General features: G+C 40.7%; 10 protein-coding genes. 5 read left to right on the top strand and 5 right to left on the bottom strand.

Annotated elements, in window-relative coordinates:
* Positions 1-20 precede the first annotated feature (20 nt).
* On the bottom strand, positions 21-611 hold the full coding sequence (locus F580_RS25680; protein WP_026301532.1) for a peroxiredoxin family protein: 591 nt from the start codon (positions 609-611) through the stop codon (positions 21-23).
* Positions 612-766: 155 nt separating this feature from the next.
* Here F580_RS25680 and F580_RS0118600 point away from each other — a divergent pair, with 155 nt between their 5' ends.
* The gene (locus F580_RS0118600) at positions 767-982 is read left to right on the top strand and encodes a cysteine-rich CWC family protein (RefSeq protein ID WP_019029258.1); all 216 of its coding nucleotides are present in this window, start codon (positions 767-769) and stop codon (positions 980-982) included.
* A 136-nt stretch (positions 983-1118) separates the two neighbouring features.
* Entirely contained in the window at positions 1119-2615 is a 1497-nt protein-coding gene (locus tag F580_RS0118595; protein ID WP_019029257.1) for an FAD-dependent oxidoreductase, read from the top strand.
* A gap of 73 nt (positions 2616-2688) precedes the next feature.
* Here F580_RS0118595 and F580_RS0118590 read toward each other — a convergent pair whose 3' ends face one another.
* Entirely contained in the window at positions 2689-3369 is a 681-nt protein-coding gene (locus F580_RS0118590) for a phosphoglycolate phosphatase (RefSeq protein ID WP_019029256.1), read from the bottom strand.
* A 262-nt stretch (positions 3370-3631) separates the two neighbouring features.
* Here F580_RS0118590 and F580_RS0118585 point away from each other — a divergent pair, with 262 nt between their 5' ends.
* Positions 3632-4390 (top strand): TSUP family transporter, encoded by a 759-nt coding sequence (locus F580_RS0118585; RefSeq protein ID WP_019029255.1) that lies wholly within the window; start codon positions 3632-3634, stop codon positions 4388-4390.
* 109 nt (positions 4391-4499) lie between these two features.
* On the opposite strand, the gene F580_RS0118580 is transcribed toward F580_RS0118585, so the two are convergent.
* Both F580_RS0118580 and F580_RS0118575 read right to left on the bottom strand, forming a co-directional pair.
* On the bottom strand, positions 4500-5729 hold the full coding sequence (locus F580_RS0118580; RefSeq protein ID WP_019029254.1) for a carbohydrate porin: 1230 nt from the start codon (positions 5727-5729) through the stop codon (positions 4500-4502).
* A 140-nt stretch (positions 5730-5869) separates the two neighbouring features.
* Positions 5870-7225: a metal-dependent hydrolase family protein gene (locus tag F580_RS0118575; RefSeq protein ID WP_019029253.1), complete on the bottom strand. Its 1356-nt coding sequence runs from the start codon at positions 7223-7225 to the stop codon at positions 5870-5872.
* A 543-nt stretch (positions 7226-7768) separates the two neighbouring features.
* Here F580_RS0118575 and F580_RS0118560 point away from each other — a divergent pair.
* Positions 7769-9337 carry a phospholipase D family protein gene (locus F580_RS0118560; RefSeq protein WP_019029251.1) on the top strand — a complete coding sequence of 523 codons (1569 nt, stop codon included), beginning with the start codon at positions 7769-7771 and terminating at the stop codon, positions 9335-9337.
* A 103-nt stretch (positions 9338-9440) separates the two neighbouring features.
* Positions 9441-10289, top strand: a complete 849-nt coding sequence (locus tag F580_RS0118555; protein ID WP_019029250.1) for a hypothetical protein — start codon at positions 9441-9443, stop codon at positions 10287-10289.
* 54 nt (positions 10290-10343) lie between these two features.
* On the opposite strand, the gene F580_RS0118550 is transcribed toward F580_RS0118555, so the two are convergent.
* Positions 10344-12794 carry a cation:proton antiporter gene (locus F580_RS0118550; RefSeq protein WP_019029249.1) on the bottom strand — a complete coding sequence of 817 codons (2451 nt, stop codon included), beginning with the start codon at positions 12792-12794 and terminating at the stop codon, positions 10344-10346.
* Positions 12795-12913 lie beyond the last annotated feature (119 nt).

The raw sequence follows: 12913 nt of genomic DNA, 5'->3' as shown, positions 1-12913 counted from the left end.
TATTAGTAAGCAAGAGAACTTCACTTAAGCCCCTTCTTTAGTTGTCGATACAGCTCGTTAAACTTGACGCGTTTTTTATAACCTTTGAAAAAATGTTTATGAATCACATTGCCTTGGTTATCAATGACTACTACGCCTGGATACGGAATACCGTAATTATCATCGCCTAGTGAATATTCTTTATTGAGAATGTTGTAGGCTGACATCGTTTGTACATTTTGGTCTGATAATAAGGGAAAGCTGATGTTTTGTTGCTTTGAGAATTTTTTCAAAATATCAGTGTTATCATAAGAAATTGCACTTAAGCCATAACCTAATTGGATAAAGTCTTCAGCTTGATTGTTCAACTCAATGAGATGTCTTTTACAAAATGGGCACCAATCGGCAGAGCGAAAAAATAGGATTATTAGACCTTGCTCACCACTGAGTTGTTTGATGTTAACAAGCTGCTGGAGTGTATTGATAGCCGTAATGGCGGGCGCTTGTTTACCTAAAGTAGGGCCTACATTAATACTTGTGTTGGCAAAAGCTTTATTCGTTAATAACAATAGTAGTGAAAGCAGTACTATCCGTATTTTACGCTTTGTTTTGAAATTAATTATCTTGTTCACTTGGGTTACAGTCTGTATTGGGTTCTGATCTAAAAGACCGTGTAGTTGGCTAAAAATTTCATTACAAGGTTAGTTTTAGTTTCTATAATTAACACCACGGGTGATTTTACCCGTATCATAAGCGCCAATAATTTCACCTCTAAAGCAGACAAGTTATGGTAAAACCAGATAATGACAGTATTTGCCCGTTATGCGAACAAAGTAATCGCTGTGATGTGAATGCTAAGCAGGGCTGTTGGTGTTTGAACATCCAAGTTCCGCCAGCACTGTTGGCTCAAATACCCGCTGAATTGAAAGGCATAAGCTGTGTTTGTAATGCCTGTATAACACGTTTCAATCAACAGCAATCGTTAGCTCATAGGGCAAAATAACGCGATTAAATGTACTGACTTTTTAGCATGTAAAAAGAAAAGCGCAAGTTAATAGCACTTTTTTGCATTACCCCCTACGCAAGTAGCGTACATCCAAGTAAAATACCCGATATGAAAGCATTACTTAATAACCTTGATGACTAAAGTATCTGTAGCACATAACTCTTCAAAATTGCATAAACCACGGTTAAGTTCAAAAGCTAAAGTGGCTATTATTGGTGGCGGTGTAGCCGGCTCAACCATCGCTTTACGTTTTGCTGAGTTGGGTTTAGACACTACCTTGATAGAAAAAGGCCCGAGTTTAGTTAATGGCCCACCCATTTGTCATTTACATGCGGGGGGTAACTTGTATCGTGAAATTTGTGATGAGCAGTGCCTGACGTTGTTGCAGCAATCAATCGACACAGTAAAAGTTTATCCGAAGAGCGTTAACGTTCGACCAACCGTTATTGCACTACCTAAAACGGATCACGGCCAGCCGGAAGATTTATTACCCCGCCTAGAAAAACTACGAGCAAGATATAGCGAACTAGTTAAAGCCGATGTTCGCAATAAAGTGCTCGGAGAGCCGGAAAACTATTTTCGTTTTTATTCTCGCACTGAGCTTGAAGCCTTAGTTGATTTACCTTTACCAACCGTTGCTAAAAAAGACAGTGACTGGTTAGTCGCTTTTGCTCAACATGTAGATTTAAATAGCCTGAAATTCCCGGTACTGATGGTGCAAGAATATGGATTGTCAGCCTTTCGTTTTGCCGCCATTGCCAGTTTAGCCATCGAGGCTTTACCCAGTTGTCACTTACAAACTAATCGGCAAGTGGTTGACATTACTCAACCTGAAAATGGTTTAGGTTGGCAGGTAACCACTCAGCACCAACAAAGCCAAGCTATTGAGTGTAATCACTTTGACTATGTCATTAATGCTTGTGGTTTTAAAAGTGGTGAAATTGATGACATGGTAAGTGCTAAGCGTAAACGTATGGTGGAATTTAAAGCCGCTTATGTTGCGCATTGGGCTAAATGTGAAGGTTTATGGCCTGAAGTGGTTTTCTATGGTGAGCGTGGCACACCACAAGGTATGGCGCAATTAACGCCGTACCCAGAGGGTTATTTTCAGCTGCATGGCATGACGCAAGATATTACCTTATTTGATCAAGGCTTAGTGGCCAGTTGTGATACCAGTGCCCAACCGAAATTAGCACAACGATTTATCGAAAAGATTGATAAACAATGGCCAGAGCAATTAATAAGCCATAGAACACTGGGCTCAATTGAACATATTGCGCAATTTATTCCGGCTTTTAGTAGCGCCGAAGCAGCAGCAAAACCGCTCTTTGGTGCCCAACAAATTCCGGGTGAAGATGCTGATTTACGCGCCGCCGATGTGTCTTTTTATGGTAAACACTATGCCCGTACTGAGATTGTAAAAGCCTCCTCTGCACTCGCTGCCGCGGATGCTATTTTAGCGGATTTAGTGGCTTGTGATTTAATATCGGCTGCAGAGCTTGGCTGTTATTTAACAGAGCATTACTTTCCTGTCAGCCAACAATGCAGTGAAGCACAAGTAAGTGATAGAGCCATGGAATTAGCAGCGCAACGAGAATACCCGCTTGCTTTGGCTAAAATATTCAGCTGAAGTTAAGACCTAAGACCTAAGACCTAAGACCTAAGACCTAAGATCTAATACTTTAGCTAAGTGCTAGCCTAAGCTAGTGTTGTAAAAAGGCAACTAAATCGGCAAAACTATCAAAGCAGTAATTAGGTTGGTAGTTGGCAATGTCTTCACCATAATTATAACCATAAGTTAAGCCGACACTGTCGATATTGGCCGCTTTTGCTGCCAAAATATCGTTTTTAGAATCGCCAATCATTAAACACTGCTCAGACGAAACATTAAGCTGTTTTAGTGCATAGTTTAGCGGGGCTGGATGGGGTTTTTTATCAGCTAACGTATCGCCGCCAATAAGAATTTCAAACAGCTCACCTATACCTAAACCTGTTAACAAAGGTTGGATAAACACTTCAGGTTTGTTAGTTATAATGGCTAAACGAAAGCCAGAATTTTTTAAGGTTATTAAGCCTTCTTTAACACCTTGGTATAAGGCAGAGTTGATACATACACCATCGCTATAATGTTGCAAAAATATTGCTAAAGCATCATTGACTAGCGCAGGCTCTAATTGCTTATTGATTTCGGCACTACCAGACAATGCTCGCTCAATTAACATCTTGGCACCATTTCCGACCCAGTAGCGAATTGTCTGCTCGTCATATTCAAGCAATGATAAATCTCTTAGGGTTTTATTCACCGCTAAGGCGAGATCAGGTGCGCTATCGACTAAAGTACCATCGAGATCGAATAACAGCATGTTTTTATTTTGAAGTTTCACAAAGGTCTCATCGGTGGAAAGTTATGCGGAGCGTAATATATCATGACTTAGCGAGTCTTTGCGTATGGTGACCGCTATTTTTTGCTTTATTAATGTCGTTTCACTGTCTATGGCAATGACTGAGTGATGAGCAGTCATTGCCAAGTTGTGGGGGCGTTACAATTGATGTATTGCTAATTAATCCCTATTTACTTAAAGTCTCGGCAAATTTATTGTTATAGCCTTGCTGTAATAAGCATAATTAAAGTTTAAAGGAAGTGTTGTGGAGTTTGCCAGCTTAACCATTGAAGTAGCCTTATTTTTATTTACCATCGCCTTGGTCGCGGGTTTTCTCGATACCTTAGCCGGTGGTGGCGGTTTGTTAACCCTGCCAGCGTTAATGATGAGTGGTATACCACCTTTAGCCGCCTTAGGGACAAATAAGCTGCAATCTAGCATGGGCACTGCTACTGCCACGGTAATGATGTTGCGTGGTAGGCGAGTGCGTTGGCAGCAAGTGAAATACCTTATGCTTTCGGCCTTTATCGGTTCGGTGATAGGCACTGTGATTCTGCAATTTATTGATGCACAAATGCTGACGGTTGTTATTCCTATCGTTATTAGCATTATTGGACTTTATTTTTTATTTACGCCGACAATTGATGAAGATAACAAGGTCGAAAAAGTCTCATCGGCTAACTATAAAAAATTTGTTGTGCCGCTCATTGGCTGTTATGACGGCATCTTTGGACCTGGTACCGGGTCGTTTTTCACCTTGGCAGGCCGTGCGTTACGCGGACAGAAATTTCTTGAAGCTACCGCGATAGCAAAAACACTAAACTTTGCTACTAATATAGCTTCGTTGATTATTTTCATCTTTGCCGGACAAGTCATTTGGTTGGTTGGGCTTATTATGATGTGTGGCCAGTTTATTGGTGCTTGGCTAGGCTCCCATTGCTTGTTCAAAATCCCCGTGACTTACTTACGCTATTTAGTGGTGTTTATGTGTTTTGCGATGCTAATTAAGTACGTGACTCATTAGCATTAGAGCGCTAGGTAAGTATTGAGGAACCAGTGACTGCCTTTAATGTTTCAAAAGTAAAAGTAAGCGTCGAGTCGAGCATCTCGATTCAAAGCTTATTTTGAAAAAACTAGATCGCTAAGCGCATTCTTAAGCCATAAATAAGTGTGCTGCTATCAATGGCATTTAATGCCGGGTTGGCAATGTATTGCACATCAGCGGTCACTTCTAAATAATCTAACGGTTTCATAATATAGAAAACCTCAGTGGTGTATTGGTCATCACTGCCTTTCACTTGTCCCCAGTTCATCGCCACACCAAGGTTGTTTGCTTCACCACCTAAACCGTAATAGCCAAAACCAGCACTGATAGATTTTTCCATTAAGGTGCCAGCATCTTGAGAATAACCGGCGCGAACAAAGGGTAACCATTGACCTTCAATTAAGCGTGAGGCAGAAAAATTTACTCCGTAACCTTTGGTTGAACCTTGCACTTCACTTGCGTCAGCATGCCAAAGCGTGGCGTGGATATTATCAACATAAATTTGGCCCTGAGATTTGGTCCAGCCCAGTTCAATACTTTTAAAGTATTTGTTGTCAGTAAAAAAAGAATCAAAGCCGTCAAAAGGTTTAGAGGAGACTGAGTTCATATCTGCAAAACTACCAACAAGGTAATATTCGTCGGATAACATCATACCGCCAGCGATCCCTAAGGTAGCATCACCAGGCAATGCTATGGTGGTAGTGCCGGTACTAAAGGCAAAGTTCATAAAACCTGTCCATGGGCTTGCCATAGCAAATACATCAACAAAGTCAGTGACATCAAGAAATCCAGCGACAATAGTCGCTTTACCGTCCATTAACTTTTGCTTCCAATACAAGTTTGTTAAACGGGTGCCTTCATCGCTAAAAGGTGGCGTTATTAAGCCTAAGCCGCCAGTACCAAATTCAAAGTCTTTCACTGAAGTATCGGTATAAGAATGTCGATGTTCTACTTTCCATACTAAACCGCCGGTGTCTTTAGTACCGATACCAACAGGATTCCAGCTACCATAAAAACGCATCATGCCACTACCAGCATTATCATCTGAGCCAGGTAATACATTATTGGCACCCAGAAATATCGCTGAGTAATCTAGACCCATGCTGACATTATTTAGCTCAAGCTGCGTTTTAAAATCAGGTTTTGATTTTTTGTTATCTTCGGCTATTTGGTTATCAACGGCATCAGGGCCACCAAAGTTAATGCCCTTGTTTGTTGCGGAAACAGTTTTTTCGGAAAGGTCTTCGGTCGCCCAGGTAGGTAATGATATTAATATGCCAGATAGTGCAATACTAAGTAGAGATATTTGAGTCGACATAAATTTATTCCATTATTGTTAAAAGTATATTTGCTTGAGAATTCTTCACTCTTAGCAACAGTTCTCAATTGTTAGCTTTATTGAAAACAAAAAGGTATTTACCCTAAAGTAAATACCTTTTTAGTTAATAGGCTAATGGCTTACAGTGTGTTTTTATGCACTTGACCATTTTTAATAATTAACTTGAACTTAGTTTTGTATTCATTCAATACGTTAATATTTTTAAGTGGGTTACCATCAACTAAAATTAAATCGGCATAAGCGCCTTTTTTAATCACACCTAAAGCACCGTATTTATATGGGTTCATACCGCCAGACCAGCCTAATACTTCAGCGGCGCTAGAGGTACCCATTTTCATAATTTGTAACGGTGTTGCACCTACAGTTTTCATCCAAACCATATTATCCGCTTGTCTGCCGTTGTATGCAGGTCCAAACATATCGCCACCAGTAACAATTAATAAGTCATGTTTTAGTGCCCATTTAAACATTTGTGTCGCACCTGCATTGACGGACTTCGCTTTTGCTTTTTGATCAGCGCTAAAGAAGGTAATCGACTCTGGATTTGCAAAGGCCTCAAGAGACATTACCGCTTGTGCAGATAGAGCTACTCCTTCTTTTTTCATGCGCTTAATAGTCTTTTCTGAAGCTAAAAAATTATGCTCAATAACACGAACACCAGCGTCAATGGCGCGGTTTACACTACGATCATGGTAGGCATGAACAGTTACATAAGTGCCATAATCTTTGGCGACTTCAACCGCCGTTTCAAATTCTTCTACTGAAAATTGAGTGGTATGAATTGGATCAAACTCACTGGCAACACCACCACCAGCCATTAGCTTTATATGTGTTGCTCCTGAGCGTAAATTTTGGCGGGCGGCGCGACGGATTTCAGTTTTACCATCAACAATGTAACCAAAACCGTGACGTTCTAAATCATCAATCCGACCGGGCATATCATTAAAACTACCAGTATCGGCATGGCCACCGGTTTGGCTTAAAAAACCACCGGCAGGGTAAATACGTGGTCCTATTAATAAACCATTATTTACCGCTTTAGCGATACCTAATACGTTACAACCTACATCACGGGCGGTAGTAAAACCTTGGTCTAAGTATTCAACCAGTGAGTGAGCAGTACGTGCGCCCATTGCCATTTGGTCGTAAGCATCACGGCCAACTAACATACCCTCTTGTAAACACAAATGTGCATGCATATCGATAAGGCCGGGGATCATGGTTTTACCTTGACCATCAATTACTTCCACATCAGCAGCAACCTTTAGCCCAGTGCCAATGGCTTTAATTAACTCTCCTTCAATGAGTACATCTTGTGTTTTACTTAATTTACTTGCAGTGCCATCCCAAATCTTAACGTTTTTAATTAATGTTTGCTCGGCAGAAAAGGCTGCAGAGCTAAGTGATACTGCAATGGCGGCGGTAATAACTACCTTGCTAATTGCTTTACTTAATAGTGTGTTTTTCAAGTTCATTATCTATCCCTAATAAAGTGTAATGATGAGCTATAAGTCGATCTTGTATGCTAAGTTTTGATTGTTAAAGTATCAGTAATCAGTAATCAGTAATCAGTAATCATAGAGGTATATTAAAGATAATACTGTGTTTATTTCTTTGCAAGTCAATTAAAAATTGTAACATATTCAAAGGCTTTGTAGTCTTATTTATTTTAAGTCTCATCGTGTAACATTTCTTGTCATTTTGAGACAATAAAGGTAAGTTATTGCTGTGATTGTTAAAATGAGAATTACTATTCAGAAAAATAGGAGTCACTGGTGAATACCGATATCACCGTAGTAAAAGCCAGTCATCTTCAGCCATTTTTGACTTTTCTGCAGGATGTGGGGGCACCACTTGATAGTTTGTTACAGGCATATGTATTCCTAAAGCACTCTTGCTAAATAGTGCTGTAATAAAAACTAAGCTAAAAGTCGCCGGGAGTGTTGGTAACCAAGGCGTTATTTAAGCGTTGGTCAGGGTGACGACTGCCTGTATTCTCCGTTATGTAAGGATTACCCATGAAAAATATGCGCTTAATAATGGCTCTCCTCTTGAGTATTTTACTGTCATTATTAACGGCTTGTTCTTTACTGCCTACAGATTTTGAGCAAGTTGAAAGTTTGGCTTATACCGATACTGAGCAAACTTGGTTAGGGAAAACCGCCAGTCACCTTCAAGCAGAAAATCCTGAATATTCAAGCATGTATTTAATTGCTGAGGGTACCGATGCTTTTTTAACACGCATGGCGCTATTATCAAAAGCTGAGCGCTCGGTGGATGTGCAATATTTTATTTGGAAAGCGGACATTATTGGTAAATTGTTAATGCACCAGATGTTAGCCGTGGCTGATAAAGGCGTACGGGTTCGGTTGCTACTCGATGATTTAAATCTTGATAGTAAAACCAAAAAAATACTCTTTGCCATGGATCACCATGAGTTTATTGAAGTACGTATTTATAATCCATTCTCTTCTACGGGTTATAAAGCGCCTGCGGCTTTAACGGATACCGCACGTATTAATCGCCGCATGCATAACAAATCATTTACCGTTGATAGCCAATACACCATAGTCGGTGGTAGAAATATTGAAGAGAGCTACTTTTCCGCTAATGTCAGAAGCAATTATGCCGACCTTGATATTATTGCAATAGGACCGGTTGTGGCAGAGGTAAATGAGCAATTTGATATTTATTTTAATAGTCCGTTTGCCATTCCAGGGTATGTTTTTGATGATCATCAGTCGCAGCAAAAACGCTTGGCTGCGGTCAAGCAAGAATTGGCTGATTATGTTTTATCGGTAAAAGATTCGGATTATGCCAAAGATCTCAGAAACTCAGTAATGTATCAACGTATTGAAAGTGGCATAACAGGAGAAAATGACAAGTTAATATATCGTGGTAAGGCCCATGTTATATATGATAGCCCGGAAAAAACCTTAGGGAAATCTGAGCTTGAAACAACTTATTTAATCACCTTATTACGCTCACACGCCGATAAAATTGAACATAGTCTAGAGCTGATATCACCTTATTTTGTTCCCGGAGATAAAGGTACTAAGCATTTAGTCGCTTTAGTTAAACAGGGTATCAGCGTTAGAGTGATCACTAACTCACTCGCCTCTACCGATGGCATTATGGCGCAATCAGGTTATGCCCGTCAGCGCTATAACTTACTCAAAGGTGGCGTTGAGTTATATGAACTAAAACCCAAGGCAAAATCTAAAGCCAGTCGTTCGTTAAGTCGTAGCGCCGAAGCCAAGAGTGCCTTGCACGCGAAAACTTATATTTTTGACCGCAAAGAAGTTTATATCGGCTCATTTAATTTTGATCCCAGATCAGCCAATATTAATACGGAGCTTGGCGTAGTCTGTGAAATCCCAGCGATGGCAGCATACATAGCGACAGAATCCTTTGATAAAAGTATCAAAACAGCGGCGTATAAAGTGACCTTGCAAGATGACAATGTGGTTTGGCTCGATAAGGTTAATGGCGAGGTTATTGTTCATAAAGTACAGCCTGAAACTAGCTGGTGGCGACGTTTTAATTTAAGCCTATATTCAATTCTTCCCATTGAATCTCAATTGTAAAAAGAGCAGCTACTTTGTTATTTACCATGATGGCAAGTTAATTAAAAATAATGCCCTTGAATTGATGGCAACCCTGATTCAAGAACAATAATTGGAAATACTTATGAAGCATTTATCTGTACTGTTATTCGCCTTAGCTTACCTTTGTTGGGCGCCGAATGTTGTTGCTGAAGAAGACGATGAACTAGGTTACGAAGTAGGCCCAGATACCTACAAAGAAAATCCTGAATATGATGATTGGAACTACCTTGTTGCCTTTCCAATGATCTGGGCACCATCAATTAATGGTTCAATAGATTCAGAAGGCGAAATACTGGATATTGAAATTCCTTTTAGTGATATTTTTAAAAATTTGAATTTTGGTGTTATCGGCGAGCTTTATGCGCAAAAAGGCAAGTGGCTTTATAGTTTACGACTCGATTATATGCATGTTAGTAGTTCAACAGATACTGAGGGTTTAACCGGGCCATTAACCGGAGGTATCATTGCCCCTGCTCATCGCATTGAAACGACCATACAAATGGCTGCCAATGACTTACTGGTTGGCTATGAACTCTATCCTGGTTTGCGTTTACTGACGGGTGTTAGGCATATTTATGCCAAAGTTGATTTAGCGGTATCACCCTTATCAGATGATGGTTTTATCCATATAGATAATAAGTTCAATATATCAAAAACTCATGACTTTGATTGGTTAGTTGGGGTTACCTATCGCTATTGGTTTAGCGATGACTGGGGTATTGCCGCTTCTGTTGATACTAAGATTTATGGCGATAACGATAGAGACCGAGGTTTTAATGCGCAAGCTATATATCGTTTTGGTGGTTTGCATAATGTCTGGATTGGTTATCGCTACCTGGAAATTGGCAATGACAGTGTCGAAAATGGAATTTCCACTAAAGTAGATTTTATTCAGCACGGACCACAGCTTGGTTGGGCATTTACTTTCTAAGATTAACTTTGGATTAGGAAGATGTAGTGCAGAGCAATGAAAACTTAACTGCCGCTATTGCATCATCTTACCAATGGCTTGTGATAACTCGGGCTCACTGGCTAAGATTGGTTTGATTTTTTCGCCCGGCAACCAAATAATATCGACTAAAGACGTCGCGGTAATACTCTCGGCAGAAAAGCCGGAGAGTAACGATATCGCACTCACTGTTTCCCCCATGCCTAAGACACTGGTGATGGTTTTACCCTCTTGCTCGCGCACTAATTCGACAGTGCCTCGGGTGATTATGCCTAAGGCGCAAAAAGCTTTGCCTGCCTTGGTTATTTCTTCATTAGGGTTATAAATACTGTGCTGCATAATGGCGTTCACTTTATCTTGGGTGCTTTTAGGTAGTTTTTGCAACCAAGCCAGTTGTTTTATTAACTGTTCGCCAGAAATTGAGCTCTCAATGTTGGTCGCCTTATTGAGTGCCGCCATACGTTGTTCCACCGCCATTATCATGCGTTCAGCTTCGGGTTTATCAAGTACCGCTTGTTTGAGTTGCTGTGCTATAACCGCCCGCTCTCGATACAAGAGTAATCGACAAGCAGAGTAAGTTTCTAAGCTATGGATGATCTCTGGGAAAGCTTCTCGCAAGCTGGCGATATAACACATTGTCGTTTGTTTATTTTCTTCGACCATAACATGCACTGTTTCTGCGGCTCTCTCGTTTGGCGCTAACTCATCAATATGAGATTTAAGTTCATTTTGCGCCTGAATAAAACCTCTAGCGACTTCATAACTTAATGACAAGCGATTAAAGCTAAGTGTTAAGGCAAATTTCTTCATCGCTTTGATATTTTTCAACGCATTTAACAGTGGTGGCGTTTGCCATAAATTTTCTAGCTCAGTACGTGGCGCTATGGTGGGGGAGCCATCTAAGGCATGTTCAACCGAGGATACTAATTTGTTGGTCGCCCCTTCACCCAAGGTGCCTTGTTCAAATTGAGTCCAATAATGTTTGCGCTCTGTTTCGAGCAAGCGTCGTTGGTAGGCGGTGACCAATTCTTCTTCGCTGATTTGCTCTACTTGGGTTTGTCTACTGACCGCATGAATACCGGAAATCTTCTTCACTTCTGGCCAATTAGCACCTTTTAAAAACTCATCAGCCATCATCTCGGGTAAAATAGCCGATAAGGTTTTATTAACCTCGCCCCCCGCTTTATCAACGGTGGCTTGTTTTGCTTCGGGTAAACGATTTAGCGCTAATTTTTTCAGTAACCAACCCATGCTGCCACCATTAATTAACATGGTGAGCACGACAATGCCGGCGCATAAAAACAGAATTTGATCGCCAATTTCTCTAGGGATGAGTTCATTTTGGGCAACGGTAAGTGCCAAGGCTAATGATACCGCGCCGCGTAAACCACCCCAAACTAACACAATGGCTTTTTCACGGGTAATGCCAATGCCAATACGCTTAAGTAACGGCATAAACAAGGCGACGGAAAAGCTGCGAATAACCTGTATGCTGATATATAAAATTAGTAGAGTAAACCACATTTGGCTGTTATCTAGTTGCACTCTGCCAGCGATGAGAGTACCAACCAATAGAAAGATAATGGTATTGGCTATATGTGCCATCATCTCCCAAAAATGATGTAAGAAACCACTGACCTCAGGAGATATTTTAGTACGGCCTAAGCTAGCAAACATTAACGCTAATACCACCACCGCGACCACACCGGAAACATGTAATGCTTCGGCGACCATAAAGGCTAAGTATGAGACCACGATAGAAAGGGTGATTTCAATCATGGGATCGTTGAATACGCGGCCAATCCAATGAATAACGATAAGACCAAAGGCCACGCCGATAAAGCCGCCAATAAAGACCACTCGCAAAAAATCCCAAGCAATAAGCACAGGGTTTATGCTCGCTTCGCTAGGGCTTACCACCATAGAAAGAAATAACATGAAAAAGACTATCGCGGTGCCATCGTTAAATAAAGACTCGCCTTCAATTAAAGTTTCCAGTCGTTTACGTGAGCTTAATTCTTTTAGTAACGCCACCACAGCAACAGGATCGGTTGCACTAATAAGAGCGCCAAACATAAAGCATAATGGCCAACTCCAATCCCAAGGAAAGGCATATTTTGCCAGGATTGCGGTTAACAGGGTTGCTACCATCAAACCAGGTACCGCCAGTAGTGCTATTTGCGAAAAAATACGCCGAAATAAATGCACTTCCATGGCGAAGGCGCTTTCAAAAATAAGAATAGGTAAGAATAACCACAGGATTAAATGCGGATCGACTTCGGCGATCATCAGCACAGTTTCATCCATTAGCGGCATATATTGCGCGAAGATGCCACTACGTTGGATTAAGCCAAGCGCTAAGCCAATAACCAATAGCGCCACTGAATAGGGAATAGGAGTGTTTTTTAGGACATCACGGGTGATAGCACCAATTATTAGTGATAACACCACAAATACCAGTACCAAAATGCCGGTATCAAAATGCATAATCCTTACCTAGCTGTGAAGGGCGGATTCGTTAAGTATAGTAAACTTTATAGAAAACCGGCTTTAACCACTGACTTAACTATGTTAACAAAATCACACTTGATGTTAATAATATTTGA

The sequence above is a fragment of the Colwellia piezophila ATCC BAA-637 genome, assembly GCF_000378625.1.
Taxonomy (GTDB): Bacteria; Pseudomonadota; Gammaproteobacteria; order Enterobacterales; family Alteromonadaceae; genus Colwellia; species Colwellia piezophila.
Note: the sequence above shows the minus strand (reverse complement) of the source record. Positions and strands in the feature narration are given on the sequence as shown.

Coding starts and splice junctions, on each gene's coding strand:
- F580_RS0118550 (WP_019029249.1), bottom strand. CDS start 12,794: ATGCATTTTGATACCGGCATTTTGGTACTGGTATTTGTGGTGTTATCA.
- F580_RS0118555 (WP_019029250.1), top strand. CDS start 9,441: ATGAAGCATTTATCTGTACTGTTATTCGCCTTAGCTTACCTTTGTTGG.
- F580_RS0118575 (WP_019029253.1), bottom strand. CDS start 7,225: ATGAACTTGAAAAACACACTATTAAGTAAAGCAATTAGCAAGGTAGTT.
- F580_RS0118580 (WP_019029254.1), bottom strand. CDS start 5,729: ATGTCGACTCAAATATCTCTACTTAGTATTGCACTATCTGGCATATTA.
- F580_RS0118595 (WP_019029257.1), top strand. CDS start 1,119: ATGACTAAAGTATCTGTAGCACATAACTCTTCAAAATTGCATAAACCA.
- F580_RS0118560 (WP_019029251.1), top strand. CDS start 7,769: ATGAAAAATATGCGCTTAATAATGGCTCTCCTCTTGAGTATTTTACTG.
- F580_RS0118600 (WP_019029258.1), top strand. CDS start 767: ATGGTAAAACCAGATAATGACAGTATTTGCCCGTTATGCGAACAAAGT.